Source organism: Cupriavidus sp. CER-90 (assembly GCF_057652055.1).
The window spans coordinates 1,506,588-1,527,070 of the sequence record NZ_JBYGYM010000002.1; the positions used below are offsets into that span (position 1 = coordinate 1,506,588).

Genomic DNA, 20,483 nt, shown 5'->3' on the forward strand with positions numbered 1-20,483 from the left:
GCCTCCCATCCCGTCCTCGTCCTTGATGGCGATCAAGCCAGATGCACTGTCCTACGCCAGCAGCGCGGCGACCAGATCCTTGCCCCGTGCGGCGGCCGGTACTTCCTCGAAGTGCAGCGCGCTTTCGACGTGATTCAGGTGCTCCACCATCAGCGCCACGGCGCGGTCGGCGTCGCCTGCGCGGGCGGCCTCGATGAATGCCCGGTGCTCGTCGGACGAGCACGTGGCATCGCGCCGGCTCTGGTAGAGCATGGTGATGACCGCGCTGCGCATCGACAGCTCGCGCATGATTTCCGTCAGCACGTTGTTCCCCGCCACTTCCGCCAGCACGATGTGGAAATCGCCCAGCAGGCGCGTGCGCGTCTGCGCGTCGTTGCCGGCCAGCGACTTCCGTTCGGCGGCCAGATGCTTTTCGATGCGCTTGTAGTCGGCCGGCGTGGCGCGGGCCACGAATTCGCGCGCCAGTGCGGCTTCCAGGATGCGGCGCACGGCAAAGACCTCGCGCGCCTCTTCGGCGCTGGGCTTGGCCACGAACGCACCCTTGTCCGGCACGATCTGGATGACCTTGTCCTTGGACAGCATCAGCAGCGCCGCGCGCACCTTGGTGCGGCTGACGCGGTACACGCTGGCCAGGGCTTCCTCGCGCAGCTTGGTGCCGGGCGGCAGCCGGTGCGAGACGATGGCCGCGACGATATCGTCGGCAATCGCCTCGGCGGTCATGTCTGGATCGATGTGCTCGGGCATGGTGTGCGCGTCTCTTGCCGGACCTGCGCGTTGACTGGGATGGCGCGATTCTACCGCCCCGACGCCGCCCCCGGCAGCGGCGCCGGCACAGGGACTTCCCCGACGCTGTCCACCAGCGCCGACAGTCCTTCGTCCAGTTCGCTGGCCGGGATGGTTCCGTTGAGCACGCCGTGGGCGCGTTCGCGGTCGATATCGCGTTCCCAGGCGGCCACCACCACGGTCGCCACGCAGTTGCCGATCAGGTTGCCCACGGCGCGGGCGATGCCGATGAACCAGTCCACCGACAGCACCAGCACCAGGCCGATGGCGGGGATGGCCGGGTGGGCCGACAGCGTGGCCGCCAGGATCACGATGGCCGACCCCGGAATGCCGTGCGCGCCCTTGGACGTGACCAGCGCCACGGCCAGGATGCCGAGCAGGTCGCCCAGCGCCAGCGGCGTATTGGTGGCCTGCGCGATGAACACGGCTGCCAGCGTCAGGTAGATCGAGAACGCGTCCAGGTTGAACGAATAGCCGGTCGGAATCACCAGGCCCACCACCGACTTCTTGATGCCCATGAATTCGAGCTTCTTCATGACCTGCGGCAGCACGCTGTCCGACGACGCCGTGCCCAGCACCACCAGCAGTTCGGCGCGCAGGTAGCGGATCAGCTTCAGCACCGAGAAGCCGCACAGGCGCAGGATCAGGCCCAGCACCCCCAGCACGAAGACCACCACGGCGCCGTAGAACAGGATCACCAGGAAGCCCAGCTGCTTGAGCGATCCGATGCCGTACTTGCCCACCGTGAAGGCCACCGCGCCCAGCACGCCCAGCGGCGCCAGCTTGATGATGAAGCCCATCATCTTGAACAGCGTGGCCGAGAAGTTGTCGATCATCCGCACCAGCGGCTTGCCCGGTTCGCCCACCACCGACAGCGCGCAGCCGAACAGCACCGACACCAGCAGCACCTGCAGCACGTCGCCGCTGGTGAACGCGCCCATGATCGTGTTCGGGATCAGCTTCATCAGGAAGTCCACCGTGCCGGCGCTCTTCACCTTGTCGGCCGATTCGATGTAGGCCGCCATGGCCGAGATATCGAGGCTGCGCGGGTTCACGTTCATGCCGGTGCCCGGCTGGAACACGTAGGCCAGCACGATGCCCAGCGCCAGTGCGATGGTCGTGACGATCTCGAAGTAGACCACCGCCTTGATGCCCACGCGGCCCACCTTCTTGAGTTCGCCGGCGCCGCAGATGCCGGCCACCACCACGCAGAAGACCACCGGGCCGATCAGCATCTTGATCAGCTTGATGAAGCCGTCGCCCAGGGGCTTGAGCTTGGCGGCGAATTCGGGAAAGGCGAGGCCCAGCAGGGTGCCGAGCGCCAGGGCTATCAGTACCTGGCCAAACAACGAACGGGTGAAGCGCGTGTGCAGGCGGCCTGCGGCGCGCTGCGTGGGTACGGCATGCTGCATTGTTGTCTCCGTGCCGGGCGGGTCCGTGGCGCATCGGTTGCCATCGGCCTGCCCTGATCTGGTTCAGGGGTGCCCGCCGTCACATGCCTGCCGACGCCGGGATGGTTGCACTGCTGGAAGGACCGGGGGCCAATCGGCCCGCCCGCCTTGCCCCACGCGGAAAGCCCCCCTGTTGAGGCGGAATCCACGCCATCCACTTGTCCGGACCGGATTGTCCGCGGCGGATTGTCGGTGCGTGGAAGCCAATATAGTGCATATCATTTTTGTATGCAATTTTTGAATTCACTGTGCTAACATGAATCGCACAGAATAGAGAGCACGGTCCCGGGCGCCCGCCCGGACTGGCAGGATTGCCAGGCATCCTTGAACCGGGCTCAGGCACCAAGCAGGAGAGACACGCACATGGCAGCAACCCCTACGCCGTTGTCCGCTGACACCGGCACCCGCATCATGGCCTGGGCCGACAGCCTGGCCGTCCATACCGATCAGCCCGGACTGCTCACCCGCACCTACCTGACCGACGCCCACCACGGCGCTGCCGCGCAGCTGACGGAATGGATGCAGGCGGCCGGCATGACCGTGCGCCGCGACGCCGCCGGCAACGTGATCGGGCGCTACGAAGGCACCGAACCCAATGCCCCGGCGCTGCTGACCGGCTCGCACTTCGACACCGTGCGCGACGCCGGCCGCTTCGACGGCAACCTGGGCGTGATCCTGCCGATTGCCTGCGTGGCCGAGTGGAACCGCCAGGGCAGGCGCTTTCCGTTCGCGCTGGAAGTGGTCGGGTTTGCCGAGGAAGAGGGCGTGCGCTTCAAGGCCACGCTGCTGGGCAGCCGCGCCATCGCCGGCACGTTCGACGCCAACGTGCTCGACAACGTGGACGACTCCGGCAAGACCATGCGCGAAGTAATGCGCGCCGCCGGCTTCGAGCCCGACCAGCTGCCCGCCGCCCGCCACGATCGCAGCCGCGTGCTGGCCTTTGTCGAGGTGCATATCGAACAGGGTCCCGTGCTGCTGAACGAGGGCCTCCCCGTGGGCGTGGTCACCGCGATCTCGGGCGCCACGCGCTTCATCGTCGAACTGGAAGGCCTGGCCGGCCACGCCGGCACGGTGCCGATGGACATGCGCCGCGACGCCGCGATGGCCGGCGCCGAGATCGGCCTGTTCATCGAGAAGCGCTGCGGCGGCAAGCCGGGCCTGGTGGGCACGGTGGGCCAGTTCAACGTGCCGAATGGCGCCACCAACGTGGTGCCGGGCCGCGCGACGTTCTCCATCGACATCCGCGCCGGCATCGATGCCGAGCGCGAGGCCGCCGTCAACGACGTGCTGGCCGAAATCGAACGTGTCTGCGCGCGCCGCAACGTGCGCGCGCAGATCCGCAAGACGCACGAGGCCGCCAGCGTGCCGTGCGCGCCGTGGCTGCAGTCGCAATGGGCTGCCGCCGTGGCGCGCCAGGGCGTACCCGTGCGCCACCTGCCCTCCGGTGCCGGCCATGACGCCATGGCCATCGCCGCCATCGCCGATGTGGCCATGCTGTTCGTTCGCTGCGGCAACGGCGGCATCAGCCACCATCCCACCGAGACCATGACGGCCGAAGATGCCCAGACCGCCGCGCGCGTGTTCGCGGACTTCGTCGAGCACTTTCACCGTCCCCAATAAGCCTGCCTGCAACCCGAAGACTCCCGAGATACGAAGATGACCGCACGAGACAACATGAACCCGATCGAATCCACGCTGACCCAGTACATCGACCAGCACCGTCCGCAGCAGGAAGCGTTCCTGGCCGAACTGGTCAAGGTGCCGTCGGACAACCCCGCCGGCGATTGCGCGGCCCACGGCAAGCGTGCCAAGGAACTGCTGGAAGGGCTGGGCTTCAAGGTGGAAGCGCACAAGGTGCCCGACGAACTGGTCAAGGCGGCCGGCATGATCAGCGCCACGAACCTGCTGGTGCGCAAGACGTTCGGCAGCGGCGGCCCCACCATCGCCATGAACGCGCACGGCGACGTGGTGCCGCCGGGCCTGGGCTGGACCAAGGACCCGTACGGCGGCGAGATCGCCGACAGCGAACACGGCCCGGTCATGTACGGGCGCGGCGTGGCCGTGTCGAAGTCGGACTTCGCCACCTACGCCTACGCCGTGCTGGCGCTGCAGGAAGCCGAGAAGCAGGGCGCGAAGATCAACGGCACCGTGGAACTGCAATTCACGTACGACGAGGAAACCGGCGGCGACATCGGCCCGAAGTTCCTGCTCGACGAAGGCCTGACCAAGCCCGACTATGCGATCTCGGCCGGCTTCTCGTACGGCATCACGTCGGCGCACAACGGCTGCCTGCACGTGGAAGTGACCGTCAAGGGCAAGCAGGGCCACGCCGCCATGCCGCACACCGGCGTGGACGCCATCGAGGCCGCCACGCACATCCTGCACGCGGTCTACGGCCTGCGCGCCGAACTGGCCACGCGCAAGAGCAAGGTGCCGGGTATCGACACCGCCACGCTGAACGTCGGCCTGATCAAGGGCGGCATCAACACCAACGTGGTGCCTGACCTGGTGACGTTCCGCGTGGACCGCCGCATGATTCCGGAGGAGATCGGCTTCGACGCCGAAGGCGAACTGCGCGCCGTGGTGGAAAAGGCCGCCAAGGATCGTCCGGGCATCGAGGTCAAGGTCGAGCGCATCATCCTGGCCGAGCCGCTGTCGGAACTGCCGGGCGTGGACAAGCTGATCGGTGCGCTGAAGACGCGTGCCGAATCGGTGTTCGGCGTGGAGATTCCGGTGCAGGGCGTGCCGCTCTACACCGACGCGCGCCACTACACGAGCCGTGGCATCCCGACCGTGCTGTACGGCGCCGGCCCGCGCACGCTGATGGAAGCCCGTGGCCATAACTCCGACGAGAACCTGCGCCTGAACGACCTGAACCGCGCCACCAAGGTGGTGGCCCTGGCGCTGTCCGACCTGATGGGCTGAGCCGCCGGCATCGGCAACCACGCAGAACCCTGTAGCACCCCCTTGTTGTGATGATGGCCCGTACGGCGTTTGCCGGCGGGCCTTTTTTCATGGGCGGTCGATATCGCTATTCCGCCAGATCCTCACCGGGCACGGCCAGGCTCACCAGCCAGCGCCGCACCACGGCTTCCTCGTCGGGCGTCAGCCCCGCACGCAACTGCTTGTCCACCTCGGTGGCGCGTACCTTGCACTGCGCCAGCAACGCGCGGCCGGCATCGGACAGCGCGATGGTCTGGATGCGTCCATGCACCGGATGCGGCTGGCGCACGATCGCGCCCATCTTCTCCAGATTGCCCATGATGACGCTGACCGTCTGCGGCGTCAGCATCGCCAGCCGCGCCACCTCGGCGCCCGAGATGCCGGGGTAGGCCCCGAGCATCGTCAGCACGAAGAACTGCGGCAGCGTCACGCCCAGGTCGGCCAGCGCGCGTTCCATATGCAGCCGGTTGGCCGCGCTGGCTTGCCGCAGCAGGTACGCCAGATAGCCGCTTTCGCCGCGCTTGCCTTCGCCCGGTGCCGGAATCGCCACGGCATGGGCAGGCTCGCTGTCCCGTCGCGCCGGGTGCTTCCCCTCGATTTTCCCTTTGGACGGCAGGGTCTTTGCCATAATATCAGAGCTCTTACATTAATCTTCGAACTCTGACATCTTACCCGAAGGAGTTCGACATGGATTTCCAGGCTTTCACGCAGACCGCGCCCGACGTGTACGCGTCGCTGGGGGGCGTCAGCAAGGCGGTCACCGCGTCCGGCATGGACAAGGCGCTGACCGAACTGGTCAAGCTGCGCGTCTCGCAGATCAACGGCTGTGCCTTTTGCCTGCAGTTCCACCTGAACATCGCGCGCAAGCTCGACATCGACCCGCGCAAGTTCGACCTGCTGGCCGGCTGGCGTGACGCCGGCATCTATGCCGAACGGGAAATGGCCGCGCTGGACTGGGCCGAGGCCCTGACGCAGCTGACCGATCCATCGGCCCGCGACGCCGCGCTGGCCCGGGCCCGGGCGGTGTTCGACGACAAGGAGCTGGTGTTCCTGGCCGCGACCATTGCGTCGATCAACGCCTGGAACCGTATCGCCGTCGGGCTGCACTTTCCGCCGCCGGCCGCCGAACCGCATCGGAGCCCGGCATGAGCACCACCACCGTCGCGGCCGCCGGGCACATCACCGGAATGAGCACCGGGCAGATCGCAATCCGCCGGCTGGAAACGGCCGCCGAGGTGGCCGATGCCTTCCCGCTGATGCACCAGCTGCGCCCGCACCTGACAGATGCCGCCGAACTGGTCACGCGCTGGCGCCGCCAGACCGGCGATGGCTACCATCTGGCCGGACTGTGGGACGACGGCCGCCTGGTGGCCCTGGCCGGCTATCGCTTCGCCGACAACCTGATCGTCGGCCACCATCTGTACGTGGATGATCTGGTCACCGATGCCAACGCGCGCAGCGGTGGGTACGGCCGGCAACTGATGGACTGGCTCAAGGCCGAGACCGAAGCGGCAGGCTGCACCCAGCTCGTGCTCGATACCCCGCTGACCAATGTGCTGGGGCACCGCTTCTATTACCGAAACGGCCTGCTGGCGCGGGCCCTGCGCTTCTATTTTCCGATCGGCTGATCCGGTCCACCCGAGCAACACATGGCAACCCTGCTTCACCTGAACGTCAGCCCGCGTGGCGACGCCTCCACCAGCCGCCGCGCGGGCCAGCTCGTGCGCGCGGAACTGGCTGCCCGACATGGCGAACTGACCGTGATCGAACGCGATCTGGGCGCCCAGCCGCTGCCGCCCATCGACGCGGCCTTTACCGACGCCAACATGGCGGTGGCCGCCGGCCGCACCGACGCCGATCCGGCCGCGCTGGCGCTCTCGGAAACACTGATCGCCGAACTGCAGGCCGCCGACGTGGTGCTGATCACCACGCCGATGCACAACTTCACGGTGCCGGCATCGCTGAAGACGTGGATCGACCTGGTCGTCCGGACCGACCGCACGTTCGCCCGGACGCCGCAAGGCAAGCAGGGCCTGCTGCGCGATCGCCCGGTGCTGGCCGTGGTGTCGTGCGGCGGCCGGTTCTCGGACGATGCCGCGAGCCAGCGCGATTTTTTCAGCCCGTACCTGACCTATGTGCTGGAGACGATCGGGCTGAAGCAGGTGGAGATCCTGCGCATGGAAAGTACGTCGCGCGGCCCCGACCACGTGGCCCGGGCTTTCGACAAGCTGCAGTCCTGGTGCACCACCGTGGTGCCGACGCTCCCGGCCTGGCGGCCGGGCCGCTAGCGCAGGGCGTCCGGGTCGGGCAGCGTCGCGTCGCCCGCCCCGAGCGGGCGCTGCATCAGCAGGGTGTCGATCCACTGGCCATGCTTGAGGCCGACCGATTCCAGCCGGCCAACGGTGCGAAACCCCAGCCGCTCGTGCACGGCCACCGAGCCCGCGCCTTCGCCGCTGGACGTCAGCGCCACCACGGCCACCATCTGGCGCCACGGTCCGGTCTCGCAACGCGCAATCAGCTCGGCCAGCAGCGCGCGGCCCAGGCCTTCGCCGGTATGGCGGTGGTCGATATAGATCGAGTCCTCGATCGCGAAGCGGTAGGCGCTGCGGGCGCGGTAGCTCGACGCATAGGCGTACCCCAGGATCTCGCCATCGCGCTCGGCCACGATATAGGGCAGGCCCTTGCGCAAGACTTCGGCAAAGCGCATCCGCATGTCGTCGGGCGTGGGCGCGACCTCCTCGAACGAGGCACGGCCGTGCTGCACGTGGTGGGCGTAGATGGCGTGGATGGCGGGCACGTCGGCAGGGGTGGCATCGCGCAGGCTGAAGGGCTTGCGGACGGGCACGGCAGTGGTTTCGGGCAGCGCGGACACGGTTTCTCTAATTAGTGCAGGGCGGCGCCGGCAAGGTGCCGGCGACCCTGGAAGACGGGTGGTCATGCCCATGCAGGATGCATGCCCGCCACATCCCGTACCTGAGCGCGCCAGCGTGGTGCATGCGCGCGTCGCGGCGGTATAGTGCGGGATATTTGAACGCCCCGGCAAGCGGGCAGGAGGAAGCCGCCATGATCACGATCTACCATAACCCCCGTTGCTCCAAGTCGCGCGAAACGCTGGCGCTGGTGGAGACCGCTGCGCAGCGGCTGGGCGAGCCGGTGGAGATCGTCGAATACCTGAAGTCGCCGCCCTCGCTGTCCACGCTGCGCCAGCTCCATACGATGCTGGGCGTGCCGGTGCGCGACATGATCCGCGACGGCGAGTCCGTCTACAAGGAACTGGATCTGGCCGATTCGGGCCTGACCGACGCCGAACTGCTGGCCGCCGTGGCCGACAACCCGATCCTGCTGCAGCGTCCGGTGGTGGTGCGCAACCGCCGCGCCGTCATCGGCCGCCCGCCCGAGAACGTGGCCCCGCTGCTGGCCTGATCCATGATGTTGCGGCGCACAAAATAGAACCGGCCTCCCCAGGGGAGGCCGGCCGGTCAGTTGGCGATTCGCTTCAGGCGAGTCGTCGTTTATTCAACACCCAGCCAGTGCATGGCCTCCTGACCGAAACTGATGCCTGCCAATACGACCAGCAGCACGATCGCGGTGACCGCGCTCACATAGATCAGCGCCTTGGCGACTTCGGCATCTTCCGTCGAGGAATGGAAATGCGAAACGACGTTGGTGCGCGCGTGGGAGCGATGCGGCCAATGCAGCCTGCCTGACAGGTCCTTGAGATGAAGGTCTGGATGGAAACGCATGGTCACACCTCCTGGGCATGCCGCCGCGCATCGGGGTCGGCCGTTCTCGTGGCCCCGGTGGGCCACCGCACACTTCCAATATAGGAGACGCCGCGCAAATGTGGTGCCCTTGCCGCCACTGGCGGCCGCCGATGGCCCCCGGCGCTTGTGGGCTAGCGCACCGATTTACCCGGGCCGGACGATGGATGTGAGGCTTCGCTTTCGCTGCCGTCCGCGTCAGATAATGCATCAGGCGATGATGCAAGCGCCGCCAGACGCGCTTCGCGCGTGCGCAGTTCTGCGAGCATGTTGCAGAACAGGGCGCCTTGTTCCAGGGCATCGTCCAGCGCCACATGGGTGTGCGGCAACGGGTCGTGCCAGTGCGCCGGGAAGGCTGCCTTGACCGACTTCCGGTACGGCCGGCCGGTCAGCGCGAAGCCCAGCGTCTTGATGTCCAGCGCGGCCCAGCCAAACGGCGAGCGGCCGGCAAAGCGCATCATGTACCAGAACATCCAGGTGAAATCGAACCCGGCCGGAAAGGCGATGAACACCGGCTTGCCCGGCAGCTTCTCCACCCATTCGACGTAGCGGGGCAGCACGTCCTCGGGGCGCTCCAGGTCGCGCCGGCAAGCCGCCCAGGCGTCGGGCTGGGTTTTCCACCACTGCATCTGCACCGGATGGCCCGCCGCGCCCGGCAGGGTTTCCAGGTTGGCGGAGAACGTGCCGATCACGGTCTTGTCCGCCAGCATCGCGGCCGACGCGAACGACAGCATCGAATGCGGCCCCGGAATCGGGCCATCGGCCTCGACGTCGGTGCTGACGTAAATCTCCGGTCGCGTGTCGGGCGGCTGCTTCTTGGCCATGCGTCAGGCCACGTCGATCAGGTGATCGGCCACAAACGGGTTGTTGCGGCGTTCCTGGCCGAACGTCGATGCCGGGCCGTGGCCGGGCACGAAGGTCACGTCATCGCCCAGCGGCCAGAGCCGCGTGCGGATCGAGCGGACCAGATCGGCGTGATTGCCGCGCGGAAAGTCGGTGCGGCCGATCGATCCGGCGAACAGCACGTCGCCCACGATGGCCAGCCGGTTTGCCCGCGAAAAGAACACCACGTGGCCCGGCGTATGGCCGGGGCAATGGTAGACCTCGAGCGTTTCGTTGCCGAAGGTCACGGTGTCGCCGTTCTCCAGCCAGCGGTCCGGTTCGAAGACTTCCGCGTGGCCAAAGCCGAAGCGGCGCGTCTGCTCGGGCAGTTGCTCGATCCAGAATCGTTCGTCTTCCTGTGGGCCTTCGATCGGCACGCCGTACTGACGCGCCAGCGCGGCGGCGCCTGCGCAGTGGTCCACGTGCCCATGGGTCAGGAAAATCTTCTCCAGCGTCACGCCCTGTTCGTTGATGGCCTCGGTGATGCGATTCAGGTCGCCCCCGGGATCGCAGACGGCGGCGCGCTGCGTGGCTTCATCGATCAGCAGCGAACAGTTCTGCTGGAAAGGCGTCACGGGGATCAGAAGGACTTTCATTTTTGTGATCGGTAAGCCTGTTCGGGCGGGTGCCTTCGAGGGGGTGAAGGGGGCCCGGAGGGTGGTCCATTGTAGCCGCCGAACACGCGCCCGACAGATGGTGAAACGTTTGAATCGGCGATGAGAGTCGTCTGAAAGTTGCGTTACCAGCACCCGGATTTTGCGCCGCGGCAACGGCGCAATCCCTTGCCAGGCGGTGGATTGCGGGGAATTGCGCGGCGTTGTAACAGATTTCGTAACAAAATCAAGGCACTAGCTTCAAACGACCAGTGTTAGACTGCGCGCCTATGTTCAGCCTGCCCCTTTCCCGTCCGGGGTCCGTGCGCGAGACAGCGCCCGGCTCCAACCGCTTCCTGCGTCAGTGCGCGATCCTCGTATCGGCGCTGGTGCTGGCTGCGTGCGCGACGCCGCCGGGCGGCGACACCGACAACGCATCGGGCACCACCGGCGCGCTGTCCACGAAGGCGGCCAAGCCGGCGAGACCCAGCGCCAACGTCGCGAAGACCGACGATCGCGGCAACTGGAACCTGTTCGGCTGGCAGGACGAGAATGCCCCGTCGCAGTCGTCGATCGACGGCCTGCGCGCTGACATGGGTACGTTCGAGCAGCGTGGCACGGCATCGTGGTACGGCAAGGGCTTTCATGGCCGCAAGACGGCCAACGGCGAACGCTTCGACATGCGCGCCATGACGGCGGCGCACCCGTCGCTGCCGCTCGATAGCTGGGTGCTGGTGCGCAACCTGCGCAACAACAAGGTGGCCGTGGTCCGTATCAACGACCGTGGCCCGTACCACGGCAACCGGATTCTCGACCTGTCCTACGCCGCGGCCAAGCGCCTGAGCTTTGTCGACCACGGCGCCACCCAGGTGGAAATCCGCCGGCTGTCGCGCACCGAGGTGGCGGCGCTGGGTCCGAACCTGGAAGCGGGTGGCATGGAAGCCGGTGACGGCAGCGGCGCCGACGAGGTGCCCGACACCGCCAATACGCTGGTCCCGGCGAAATCGAAGGCCAGGGCCAGGTCCGGCAAGGCCGTGGTCAAGCACAAGCACAAGTAAGGCGATGGGCACCGGCCGGAACCCGATTCTCGCGCTCCCGACCCTCCGCCCGCTGCTTCCCTCGCAAGTAAGAAAATTCTCAAAAGGCACGATCTCCCCGATCGTGCCTTTTGTGCTTTCAGGCGTCGTTGTCGCCGTCGTCCGCCCCGCCCGCCCCGTCAGCGCGCTGCGCCAGCGCCAGCTTGTACAGCGCGTCGGTCCTGGCGCCGGTCACGGCTGCCGCCAGCTTGGCGGCGCGCTTGGCCGGCAGCTCCGCCAGCAGGAGCTTCAGCACCCGCTGGGCCTCCGCGTCAGGGGTATCGGTGTCGCCGCCGTCGGCGCGGCCCGCGCCTTCCACCACCAGCACGAACTCCCCCTTGCCGCGCGTGGCTTCGGCGGCCAGCCAGGCGGGCGCTTCGGCCACCGTCAGCACCGGCGTTTCTTCAAACAGCTTGGTCAGTTCGCGCCCGATCAGCAGCCGCCGCGTGCCGGGCAGGCCGGCGGCCAGCGCCGCCAGGGTTTCGGCGATACGGTGCGGGGCTTCGTAACACACCCACGCGTGATCGAGCGCCGCCAGCCCCGCGATGGCGTCCTGGCGGGCCTTGGGCTTGCCGGGCAGGAAGCCGACAAACGTGAAGCGGCCTTCGCCGGCCTCCAGCATGGCGCCGGCCACCGACAGCGCCGTCACGGCCGCGCTGGGGCCCGGCAGCGGCACCACGTTCAGGCCGGCCGCGCGCACGGCTTCGACGAGCCGGGCGCCGGGATCGGAAATGCCGGGCGTGCCGGCATCGGATACATACGCAATGCGCTCGCCAGCCGACAGCCGTTCGACGATGCGCACGGCCGCCTCGCGCTCGTTGTGCTCATGGACGGCCACCAGCGGCCGCTGCAGCCCCACCCGGGACAGCAACTGGCCGGTGTTGCGCGTGTCTTCGCAGGCAATGGCGTCGGCCAGGCCGAGCACGTGCAGCGCGCGCAGCGACAGGTCGGCCACGTTGCCGATGGGCGTGGCCACCACGTAAAGCGTGCCGGCGGGGTACGTCTGGCCGGCGGCCAGCTGGGTCCAGTCACTCATGCTTGAGAACTTCCGTTGAATCACTCATTCAAATCCACCACGCACGCCGACGTGCGTAGTACGACGCAGCGCGGCGCGCTGGCCGAAGACCGCGCGCTGGCCTATCTTCAGCGGCAGGGGCTCGCGCCAGTCGTCCGCAATTATCGCTGCAAAGGCGGGGAGATCGACCTGATCATGCGTGCCGCCGACGGTACGCTGGTGTTCGTCGAGGTCAGGCAGCGCCGCAGCCGGGGGTTTGGCGGGGCGGCGCAGAGCGTGACGCCGGCCAAGCAGCGGCGCGTGCTGCATGCGGCGGCGCACTATCTGGCCACGCTGGACGGCGTACCGCCCTGCCGCATGGACGTGGTGGCCATGGACGCCGGCCGGATCGACTGGCTGCCCGGCGCGTTCGATCTCACGTCGGCCGATGGGCACAGCGGCGCGGGCGCTGCGTCATAATGCGCAGGATTGTGCAGATGTCACCAGACCATGAGTATTGAAAGTATCGAGCAGCATTTCCTGGACAGTGCCGACACCAAGCGGCTGGCCGCGACGCTGATGGCGCCGCATATCGATGCCGCGGTGGAGCGGATGGTGACGGCGCTGACCAGCGGCAACAAGATCCTGGTGTGCGGCAACGGCGGGTCGGCTGCCGACGCGCAGCACTTTGCCGCCGAACTGATCGGCCGCTTCGAGCGCGAGCGCCCGGGCCTGGCCGCCATCGCCCTGACCACCGACAGTTCGATCCTGACCGCCATCGGCAACGACTACGATTTCTCGGTGGTGTTTTCCAAGCAGGTGGAGGCGCTGGGCCAGCCCGGCGACATCCTGCTGGCGCTGTCCACGTCTGGCGATTCGGCCAATGTGGTAGCCGCCATCCAGGCCGCCCACCAGCGCGACATGGGCGTGGTGGCGCTGACCGGCAAGGGCGGCGGGCGGATCGCCACCCTGCTCGACGAATTCGATATCCACCTGTGCGTGCCCAGCGACCGCACGGCCCGCATCCAGGAAGTGCATCTGCTGACACTGCATTGCCTGTGCGACGGCATCGACGAAGCGTTGCTGGGCGAAGCATGACGCCCAGGCAGCCCGGACCGGCAAGTGTTATCCCGGGATATCCACAAGGCTGCCCACAATCTATGCACAGGAATCGCCATGTCTTCCACAGCCTTATCCACAGACATGGCAAAAACCTGAAACTGCAACCTGTTTCACGCATCCTTTCGGCATCCACCCAGAACCCAAGAACCGCATGACGAACGTGACCCATCCAAACAAGACCTCTCCCGCCCGCCTGGCCCGTACCGCTGTCACCGTGGCCGCACTGCTGGTGTCCGCCACGCAGCTGGCCGGCTGCTTCCCCGTCCTGGCCGGCGCCGTGGGCACCGGCGTGGTGATGGCCACCGATCGCCGCCCGACCGGCACGCAAGCCATCGACCGCGGCCTGCAGGTGGAGATCGACAGCACGCTGGGCCAGCGTTACAGCGACAGCCAGGCGCGCGTGAGCACGACCGTGTTCAACCGCAAGGTGCTGCTGACCGGCGAGGCCGCGAACGCCCAGATCAAGCAGCAGATCGAGCAGTACGTGCGTGGGCTGTCGAACACGCGCGAGGTGGTCAACGAACTGGAAATCACGGCGTCGCCGGGTTTCATGACCCGTAGCAACGACACCTACCTGACCAGCAAGGTGAAAACGTTCCTGGTCACGGCCGATGGCGTGCCGGCCAATTCGATCAAGGTCACCACCGAGAAGAGCGTCGTGTACCTGATGGGCGTGGTCACCACGGCCGAGGGCGACAAGGCCACCGACGTGGCCCGCAACGCCAGCGGCGTGCAGAAGGTGGTCAAGGTGTTCGACTACGTGAGCGAAGCCGAGCGTGCGCGCCTGGATCAAGCCGCATCGTCGCAGAACGGCAACGCCGGCAGCGATGCCGTGGGGACGCCTGCGCCGGTGCAAACCGTGCCGGGCAGCCAGCCGAACGCGCCGGTCACGTCGGATGCGCCGGCGTCGATGGGCACGTCGGGCGCCACCACCAGCCCGGTGGCCGCCCCGGTATCGTCGCCGGTGGCGCTGCCGCCGGGACGCAATCTCCCCTGATCCTTTTAAGGAAAGTGCCATGAAAACCCTGTCGCGATTCCCGATCTCCCTGCGTTGGATGGCCGGTGTCGCGGCCGGGCTGTGTGCCGCGCCGCTGCTGGCACAGTCGCCGGCATCCGCGCCTGCCCCAGCGCCTTCGGCACCGATGACCACCGGCCCCGCCGACGCGGGCAAGATGTCGATCGAGGTCCAGCGCGCGCGTACCGAGCAGGCGCGCAACCAGGCGGCGTCATGCGCCGTCTGCCATGGCCCGGACGGCCGCGCGCCCGCCGATAGTCCCGTGCCCGGCCTGGCTGGCCGCCCGCAGGCCGAACTGGTCGAACTGATGCTCAACTTCAAGAACGGCCGGCGCCCCGGCACGGTGATGCCGCAGATTGCCAAGGGCTATAGCGACACCGAGATCATCGCCATTTCCGCGTGGTTCGCGGACCAGAAATAGACCGATGCACCGACGCTCCGTACTGAAGGCGGCGCTGGCCGCCACGGCGTTGGGCGGACTGACCGTGCGCCAGGCGCGCGCCGCCGCCCCGGCCAGGGTGGTGGTCATCGGCGGCGGCTACGGCGGCGCCACGGCGGCCCGCTACCTGCGCACCTGGAGCCGCGGCGCGGTGGACGTGACGCTGGTGGAACCCGATGCCGCCTTCGTGTCGTGCCCGCTCTCGAACCTCGTCGTGGCCGGCTATCGCCAGATGGCCGATATCACGGTGCCTTACGACGCGCTGGTCAGGCGTCACGGCGTGAAGCACGTGCGCGATACGGCGACCGCCATCGACCTTGGCCGGCGCACCGTGCGGCTGGCCGGCGGCGCGACGCTGCCCTATGACCGGCTGGTCCTGTCGCCCGGCGTGGAAATGCAGTCCGGCGCGATCGACGGCCTGTCGGCGCCCGGCGGCGAGCAGATCGTCCATGCCTGGAAGGCCGGTCCGCAGACCGATGTCCTGCGCCGGCAACTGGCGGCCATGCCGGACGGCGGCACCTTTGCCATCACCATTCCGCTGGCGCCATACCGCTGCCCGCCCGGCCCCTACGAGCGCGCCTGCCTGGTGGCGGATTACCTGAAGCAGCACAAGCCGCGCAGCAAGGTGCTGGTGTTCGATGCCAATCCCGATATCACGTCGAAGGGCGCGCTGTTCCGCCAGGTCTGGCAGACGCGCTACGCGGGCATGATCGAGTACCGGCCCCAGCACGACACAGTGGGCGTCGACCCGGCCACCCGTACCATCCGGTTCGACGTGCAGGACGACGAGCGCGTGGACGTGCTCAACCTGCTGCCGCCGCAGCGGGCCGGTGCCATCGCGGTCGCGGCCGGACTGGCCACCGCCAACGGCCGCTGGTGCGAGGTCGATTTCCTGACGATGGCGTCGCGGGTGGCGCCGGACATCCATGTGCTGGGCGACGCGGTCCAGATCGCGCCGCTGATGCCAAAATCGGGCACCATGGCCAACCAGCACGGCAAGGTGGCCGCCGCGGCCATCCTGCAGCTGCTGGCCGGGCGGGCGCCAGATCCGGTGCCGCTCTATACGAATACCTGCTACAGCTTCACGTCGTCGACCGAGGCCATCCACATCGCCAGCGTGCATCGCTACGACCCCGCCGAGCGGACGATGCTGACGGTGCCGGGATCGGGCGGGCTGTCCACGGCCCCAAGCGCCCTGGAAGGCCAGTACGGATTCGCATGGGCCCGCAGCGTCTGGGCCGACATGCTGGCGTAACGCGGCACAGCTCGGAACAGCAGGAGCGCAGAAGACCGGAAGGGACGCGGGCGCCACAAACAAACCGCAGGATCGTGCAATGCCTGGCCGGCGCGGGCTGCTACGCTAGTCGTGCCGAACGTCCATGCCCCCTTGTCTGGCCACAACCAGGACGCGGCTTTCTCTCCACGATCATGCAAGCCAAAGACCGTCTGCTCGCCCTCGCCATCATCGTGGTGTGGGGTGTCAATTTCGTCGTCATCAAGGTGGGCCTGTCCGGCGTGCCCCCGATGCTGCTGGGTACGCTGCGGTTCAGCCTGGTGGTATTCCCGGCCATCTTCTTCATCCCGCGCCCGCGCATTCCGCTGCGCATGCTGGTGGCCTATGGCGCGTCGATCAGCCTGGGCCAGTTCGCGTTCCTGTTCTATGCGATGGCCGTCGGCATGCCGGCCGGGCTGGCATCGCTGGTGCTGCAGTCGCAGGTGTTCTTCACGGTGGCCATCGCCGCGCTGTGGCTGGGCGAACCGCTGCGCTGGCACAACCTGGCCGGCATGGCGATTGCTGCCGGCGGGCTGGCACTGATCGGCAGCGCCGCTGCGCACGGCCCCGGCGGCATGACGGCGGCGGGCTTCCTGCTGACGCTGTGCGCGGCGCTGTGCTGGGCCACCGGCAATATCGTCAGCAAGAAGATCGGCCCCGTGGACCTGCTGGGCCTGGTGGTGTGGGGCGCGCTGATCCCCATCGTGCCGTTTGCGCTGCTGTCGCTCTGGTTCGAGGGGCCGGCACGCATCGCCGACGCGCTGACCCATGTCTCGGGCAAGGCCGTGTTCGCGGTCGCCTACCTGGCGTTTGCCGCCACGCTCTTCGGCTACACGATGTGGGGCCGCCTGCTGACGCGCTACGCGGCCAGCAAGGTGGCGCCGCTGACGCTGCTGGTGCCGGTGGTGGGGCTGCTGTCGGCCCACCTGCTGCTGGGCGAAGACCTGGCGGCCGCGCAATGGGCCGGCGCCGTGGTGGTCATGGCCGGCCTGCTGCTGAACGTGTTCGGCAACCGGCTCTGGGCGGGCAGGACGCTGGCACGCCGATAGCGGCACCTGCGGGTACGGTGCCAGCCGATCCAAGGGTTAACCCGTAATAAGGCGACAATTCCCACCTGTTTTGTGCATATGGTTATCACTGTCGCGTCCGTATACGGGCTTTGACTTCAGGCAAAATAGCGGCCTGGCCGCATCTGCCCGGGAGCCCTCGACGATCACCGCAGGGCGCTCCTGAGAAGCCCGCCCCAACGGCGGCCAGCACGCGCCGCGCCGTGGAGCAATCCGAGCGCGGGCATTTGCCGTCCCCACGGCTCTCATTCAGTTTGGAGCACAACACATGAAGCAGTTTGTCATCGCCGCCGCGCTGCTGGCCGCCGCCGCGTCCGCGCACGCCGCCGTCGACGCCGCCAAGGCCCAGGCCATCGCCAACAAGAACGCCTGCATGGGCTGCCACCAGGTGGACAAGAAGCTGGTTGGCCCGGCCTTCAAGGACGTGGCCGCCAAGTACAAGGGTGACAAGGACGCCCTGACCAAGTTGTCGGCCAAGGTGAAAAACGGCGGTTCGGGCGTCTGGGGCCCGGTGCCGATGCCGGCCAACGCCGCCGTCAGCGACGCCGATATCAAGACCGTGGTGGAGTGGGTTCTGGCCGGCGCACCGGCCAAGTAATCCGGGCTATGGCCTGGGCGGGCGGCTGGCAATGCCGGGCGCCCGCCACGTTTGACGTATTCGCAAGATGCATGCATGGGCCGGCGACGCACCGGCGCGGCAGGGGTCGACAGGAAACCGGGTAGTACGGGAACACAGCAAGATGAACGTAAAACGACGAGATGTACTGCGGATGACCGCCGTACTGTCGCTGATGGCCGCCACCGGCCTGATCAGCGAGGCACAGGCCGCGGAATGGAACAAGACTGCCTTCGACGGCAAGAGCGTGGCCGACGTGATCAAGGCACTGGGCGGCAGCGGCACCGAGAAGAGCAGCGCCATCACCTTCAACGCCCCGGACATCGCCGAAAACGGCGCCGTGGTGCCCGTGGCGGTGACCAGCAACATCCCGGATACCGAGCAGATCGCCATCCTGGTGGAAAAGAACCCGAACACGCTGGCCGCCGATTTCACGATCCCGGCCGGCACCGAGCCATTCGTGTCCACGCGCGTGAAGATGGGCCAGACGTCGGTGGTGCATGCCGCGGTCAAGGCCGGCGGCAAGTGGTACGTCGCATCGAAGGAAATCAAGGTCACGCTGGGCGGCTGCGGCGGCTAGGCGCCGCCGGACCGTTGCACCGTTCGAGACCAGATTTCCAGATGACTGCTGACAGGAGAAACACATGGCAGACCCGATGCGCGTTCGCGCCACCGAAAACGGCGGCGTCGTAGACGTCAAGATTCTGATGAAGCACGACATGGAGACCGGCCAGCGCAAGGATTCGGCCGGCAAGACCATTCCGGCCTGGCATATCCAGACCGTGGTGGCATCGTGCAAGGGCAAGGAAGTGTTCCACGCCCAGTTCGGCGCGGCGGTGTCGAAGGACCCGTTCCTGAACTTCAAGTTCAAGGGCGGCGCCAAGGGCGACAAGGTCACCGTGACCTGGGTCGACAACCGCGGCGACAAGCGTACCGACGAAGCCACCATCGCCTGATGGCCTGAAACCGGCCTGATACGGGCGAAGGAGAAGCAGCATGCGTCGAGCATTCATTCGTGCCACGGCGGCCCTGGCCGCCATCGGACTGTCCGCCAGGGCGGGGGCCCAGCAGGCTCCGGCCGCCACGTCCGCGGCGTCGGGCAAGGGCCGCGTCAAGGTGGTGTACCAGCTGTCGGACGGTATCGACCAGGCCGTGCGCGCCATGTCGAACCTGCGCAACCACCTGAACGGGGCGCCCGATACGAAGATCGTGGTCGTGGCATTCGGCTATGGGGTGGACTTCCTGGTGGAAGGCGCCAAGGATGCGCGCGGCAACACGTTCGAGGCCGCGGTGGCGTCGCTGACGTCGTCAGGCGTGGAATTCCGCGCCTGCCGCAACACGCTGACCGCACGGCGCATCTCCGAGCAGAGCCTGCTGATGGACGCCAAGGTGGTGCCCGCGGGCGTGGTGGAAATCGCGCGCCTGCAGTTCGACGAAGGCTACGCCTACATCAAGCCGTGACGGACCAGGGCGGCCGCTGCGTATTGTCGCGGCCTGCCCGGGTTCACTGACAAGCCGTCCGGCAACGAGCCGCCGGACCCGCACAAGAAGGCCGTCCGCCCGCCAGCCATGCGGCGCGATGGCGAGGAGAATCCCCCAATGGTTACCGTGCGCAACATTCGCCGTCTGCGCCGCACCGTGGCCCCCGCGCTGGTGGCGCTGGGCGCCGTGGCGGCCGCCGTCACCGCGACGCTGTCCGGCCCCGCGCTGGCGCAGGACAACACCGCCGAGGAAATCGCCAAGTACCGCCAGATGCTGGCCGAAGGCAATCCCGCCGAACTGTGGGAAGCCGCTGGCGAGGAACTGTGGAAAAAGCCGGCCGGCCCGAAGAACGCATCGCTGGAGCAATGCGACCTGGGCAAGGGCCCGGGCGTGACCAAGGGGGCCTACGCCGAACTGCCGCGCTACTTCAAGGACGCCAACAAGGTGATGGACCTGGAACAGCGCCTGGCGTACTGCCGCGTGACGCTGCAGGGCCTGACGCAGGAAGAGGCTACCAGGAACCCGTTCGCGTCGCAGGGCAAGCCGTCCGACATCGAACGACTGGCCGCCTTTCTGACCGGCGAATCGCGCGGCGTGACGATGAACGTCCAGCTCACGCACCCCGAGGAAAAGCGCGTCTACGCGCTGGGGCAGAAGATGTTCTTCTACCGTGCCGGCGCCTATGACTTTGCCTGCGCCACCTGCCACGCCGTGGACGGCCAGCGCATCCGCCTGCAGGATCTGCCGAACCTGATGACCCAGAAGGGCGCCCAGGCTGCGTACACCACCTGGCCCGCGTACCGCGTGTCGCAGGGCGAGGTCCGCACCATGCAGCACCGCCTGTACGACTGCCTGCGCCAGCAGCGATTCCCCGAACCGGCCTACGGCTCCGACGTGATTACCGCCCTGACGATGTTCCTGGCGAAGAACGCCAACGGCGGCACGTACGACGGCCCGAACATGAAGCGCTGAGCACGGAGCAGAAC

26 protein-coding genes are annotated in these 20,483 nt (G+C 67.6%); 18 read left to right on the plus strand and 8 right to left on the minus strand.

All coding sequences use genetic code 11. The features are described from left to right. Positions 1-51: 51 nt before the first annotated feature. Positions 52-744 (minus strand): GntR family transcriptional regulator, encoded by a 693-nt coding sequence (locus tag AC24R4_RS17420; protein ID WP_400392479.1) that lies wholly within the window; start codon positions 742-744, stop codon positions 52-54. A 50-nt stretch (positions 745-794) separates the two neighbouring features. Next, positions 795-2,195: a C4-dicarboxylate transporter DctA gene (locus AC24R4_RS17425; protein ID WP_400392482.1), complete on the minus strand. Its 1,401-nt coding sequence runs from the start codon at positions 2,193-2,195 to the stop codon at positions 795-797. Positions 2,196-2,597: 402 nt separating this feature from the next. On the opposite strand from AC24R4_RS17425, the gene AC24R4_RS17430 reads away from it, so the two are divergent. Further along, positions 2,598-3,854, plus strand: a complete 1,257-nt coding sequence (locus tag AC24R4_RS17430) for an allantoate amidohydrolase (protein WP_400392485.1) — start codon at positions 2,598-2,600, stop codon at positions 3,852-3,854. A 36-nt stretch (positions 3,855-3,890) separates the two neighbouring features. Next, positions 3,891-5,159, plus strand: a complete 1,269-nt coding sequence (locus AC24R4_RS17435; RefSeq protein WP_400392488.1) for a M20/M25/M40 family metallo-hydrolase — start codon at positions 3,891-3,893, stop codon at positions 5,157-5,159. 106 nt (positions 5,160-5,265) lie between these two features. On the opposite strand, the gene AC24R4_RS17440 is transcribed toward AC24R4_RS17435, so the two are convergent. Continuing rightward, complete coding sequence (locus AC24R4_RS17440) at positions 5,266-5,805, minus strand: MarR family winged helix-turn-helix transcriptional regulator (RefSeq protein ID WP_400392491.1); 540 nt, start codon at positions 5,803-5,805, stop codon at positions 5,266-5,268. Between the two features lie 59 nt (positions 5,806-5,864). On the opposite strand from AC24R4_RS17440, the gene AC24R4_RS17445 reads away from it, so the two are divergent. From AC24R4_RS17445 to AC24R4_RS17455, 3 genes are read left to right on the plus strand one after another with little or no spacing between them, the layout of a single operon-like run. Next, positions 5,865-6,326: a carboxymuconolactone decarboxylase family protein gene (locus AC24R4_RS17445; RefSeq protein ID WP_400392494.1), complete on the plus strand. Its 462-nt coding sequence runs from the start codon at positions 5,865-5,867 to the stop codon at positions 6,324-6,326. After that, positions 6,323-6,805: a GNAT family N-acetyltransferase gene (locus tag AC24R4_RS17450; RefSeq protein ID WP_487523410.1), complete on the plus strand. Its 483-nt coding sequence runs from the start codon at positions 6,323-6,325 to the stop codon at positions 6,803-6,805. The genes AC24R4_RS17445 and AC24R4_RS17450 overlap by 4 nt, the downstream gene beginning before the upstream one ends. Positions 6,806-6,826: 21 nt before the next feature. After that, positions 6,827-7,465, plus strand: coding sequence for an FMN-dependent NADH-azoreductase (locus AC24R4_RS17455; protein ID WP_487523411.1), 639 nt, complete (start codon positions 6,827-6,829; stop codon positions 7,463-7,465). On the opposite strand, the gene AC24R4_RS17460 is transcribed toward AC24R4_RS17455, so the two are convergent. Further along, positions 7,462-8,121 (minus strand): N-acetyltransferase family protein, encoded by a 660-nt coding sequence (locus AC24R4_RS17460; RefSeq protein ID WP_487523412.1) that lies wholly within the window; start codon positions 8,119-8,121, stop codon positions 7,462-7,464. The two genes, AC24R4_RS17455 and AC24R4_RS17460, sit on opposite strands and share 4 nt — an antisense overlap. A 119-nt stretch (positions 8,122-8,240) precedes the next feature. On the opposite strand from AC24R4_RS17460, the gene arsC reads away from it, so the two are divergent. Beyond that, positions 8,241-8,600 carry an arsenate reductase (glutaredoxin) gene (arsC, locus tag AC24R4_RS17465; RefSeq protein WP_153946390.1) on the plus strand — a complete coding sequence of 120 codons (360 nt, stop codon included), beginning with the start codon at positions 8,241-8,243 and terminating at the stop codon, positions 8,598-8,600. Positions 8,601-8,689: 89 nt separating this feature from the next. Here the strand turns inward: arsC and AC24R4_RS17470 are convergent, their stop codons facing one another. From AC24R4_RS17470 to AC24R4_RS17480, 3 genes are all read right to left on the minus strand, one after another. Further along, positions 8,690-8,920, minus strand: coding sequence for a hypothetical protein (locus tag AC24R4_RS17470; RefSeq protein WP_153946391.1), 231 nt, complete (start codon positions 8,918-8,920; stop codon positions 8,690-8,692). 152 nt (positions 8,921-9,072) lie between these two features. Next, positions 9,073-9,762, minus strand: a complete 690-nt coding sequence (locus AC24R4_RS17475) for a 3'-5' exonuclease family protein (RefSeq protein WP_487523413.1) — start codon at positions 9,760-9,762, stop codon at positions 9,073-9,075. A 3-nt stretch (positions 9,763-9,765) separates the two neighbouring features. Then, positions 9,766-10,416 (minus strand): MBL fold metallo-hydrolase, encoded by a 651-nt coding sequence (locus tag AC24R4_RS17480; RefSeq protein WP_400396518.1) that lies wholly within the window; start codon positions 10,414-10,416, stop codon positions 9,766-9,768. Between the two features lie 287 nt (positions 10,417-10,703). Here AC24R4_RS17480 and AC24R4_RS17485 point away from each other — a divergent pair, with 287 nt between their 5' ends. Then, positions 10,704-11,471, plus strand: a complete 768-nt coding sequence (locus AC24R4_RS17485; RefSeq protein ID WP_487523414.1) for a septal ring lytic transglycosylase RlpA family protein — start codon at positions 10,704-10,706, stop codon at positions 11,469-11,471. A 118-nt stretch (positions 11,472-11,589) separates the two neighbouring features. On the opposite strand, the gene rsmI is transcribed toward AC24R4_RS17485, so the two are convergent. Beyond that, on the minus strand, positions 11,590-12,525 hold the full coding sequence (gene rsmI / locus AC24R4_RS17490) for a 16S rRNA (cytidine(1402)-2'-O)-methyltransferase (RefSeq protein WP_400396073.1): 936 nt from the start codon (positions 12,523-12,525) through the stop codon (positions 11,590-11,592). A 15-nt stretch (positions 12,526-12,540) separates the two neighbouring features. Here rsmI and AC24R4_RS17495 point away from each other — a divergent pair, with 15 nt between their 5' ends. The 11 genes from AC24R4_RS17495 (at position 12,541) to soxA (ending at position 20,469) form a co-directional block, all read left to right on the plus strand. Beyond that, positions 12,541-12,963 carry a YraN family protein gene (locus AC24R4_RS17495; RefSeq protein WP_400396071.1) on the plus strand — a complete coding sequence of 141 codons (423 nt, stop codon included), beginning with the start codon at positions 12,541-12,543 and terminating at the stop codon, positions 12,961-12,963. Between the two features lie 30 nt (positions 12,964-12,993). After that, complete coding sequence (locus AC24R4_RS17500; protein WP_400396070.1) at positions 12,994-13,581, plus strand: phosphoheptose isomerase; 588 nt, start codon at positions 12,994-12,996, stop codon at positions 13,579-13,581. A gap of 175 nt (positions 13,582-13,756) precedes the next feature. Next, positions 13,757-14,602 (plus strand): BON domain-containing protein, encoded by an 846-nt coding sequence (locus AC24R4_RS17505; protein WP_400396069.1) that lies wholly within the window; start codon positions 13,757-13,759, stop codon positions 14,600-14,602. Between the two features lie 19 nt (positions 14,603-14,621). Beyond that, entirely contained in the window at positions 14,622-15,041 is a 420-nt protein-coding gene (locus tag AC24R4_RS17510) for a c-type cytochrome (RefSeq protein WP_487523415.1), read from the plus strand. Positions 15,042-15,045: 4 nt separating this feature from the next. Beyond that, complete coding sequence (locus AC24R4_RS17515; RefSeq protein ID WP_487523416.1) at positions 15,046-16,314, plus strand: NAD(P)/FAD-dependent oxidoreductase; 1,269 nt, start codon at positions 15,046-15,048, stop codon at positions 16,312-16,314. A gap of 173 nt (positions 16,315-16,487) precedes the next feature. Continuing rightward, positions 16,488-17,381: an EamA family transporter gene (locus tag AC24R4_RS17520; protein ID WP_400394371.1), complete on the plus strand. Its 894-nt coding sequence runs from the start codon at positions 16,488-16,490 to the stop codon at positions 17,379-17,381. 286 nt (positions 17,382-17,667) lie between these two features. Beyond that, positions 17,668-17,997 (plus strand): c-type cytochrome, encoded by a 330-nt coding sequence (locus AC24R4_RS17525; RefSeq protein WP_066736677.1) that lies wholly within the window; start codon positions 17,668-17,670, stop codon positions 17,995-17,997. A gap of 142 nt (positions 17,998-18,139) precedes the next feature. After that, on the plus strand, positions 18,140-18,595 hold the full coding sequence (soxY, locus tag AC24R4_RS17530; protein ID WP_400394369.1) for a thiosulfate oxidation carrier protein SoxY: 456 nt from the start codon (positions 18,140-18,142) through the stop codon (positions 18,593-18,595). 64 nt (positions 18,596-18,659) lie between these two features. Next, entirely contained in the window at positions 18,660-18,971 is a 312-nt protein-coding gene (soxZ, locus tag AC24R4_RS17535) for a thiosulfate oxidation carrier complex protein SoxZ (RefSeq protein WP_066736673.1), read from the plus strand. Between the two features lie 40 nt (positions 18,972-19,011). Further along, a complete protein-coding gene (locus AC24R4_RS17540; RefSeq protein ID WP_400394366.1) occupies positions 19,012-19,476 on the plus strand; it encodes a DsrE family protein in 465 nt (154 codons plus the stop codon). A 138-nt stretch (positions 19,477-19,614) separates the two neighbouring features. Then, positions 19,615-20,469, plus strand: a complete 855-nt coding sequence (gene soxA / locus AC24R4_RS17545; protein ID WP_400394365.1) for a sulfur oxidation c-type cytochrome SoxA — start codon at positions 19,615-19,617, stop codon at positions 20,467-20,469. Positions 20,470-20,483: the final 14 nt, after the last annotated feature.